The sequence below is a fragment of the Rhizobium sp. SVR5-9E genome (assembly GCF_056755095.1).
In genome coordinates, this window is sequence record NZ_JBNDHS010000510.1 from 1 (window position 1) to 257 (window position 257).

General features: G+C 45.1%; 1 protein-coding gene. It reads right to left on the bottom strand.

Going from position 1 to position 257, the window contains the following annotated elements; translation table 11 throughout:
• A partial coding sequence (locus ACPYOJ_RS35840) for a murein transglycosylase domain-containing protein (RefSeq protein WP_481420454.1) occupies positions 1-257 on the bottom strand: 257 nt, incomplete at both ends.

The following is a 257-nucleotide window of genomic DNA, read 5'->3' on the forward strand; positions in this document are numbered from 1 at the left end:
CCCCTCATCAAAGTTGATGTGGCTACGGGTCTGATAGGCGTCGGTGTACTTAACGTAGTCCTTAGGTCCGGCAATAAGAACTTCGTTAAATCCCCATATATTTTCGATGTTATGGGCAAACTGCCCCATCAAAATGTCAAAACCGTTGGTGTCCTTTATCCAGGCTTCGTTGTAATCATCGCCTTTTTTGGAAGAACAAGAGACAAGCAACGGCGCAACAAGGGCTAGCGCTAAAAATTTTTTCATCATTCCGGGAG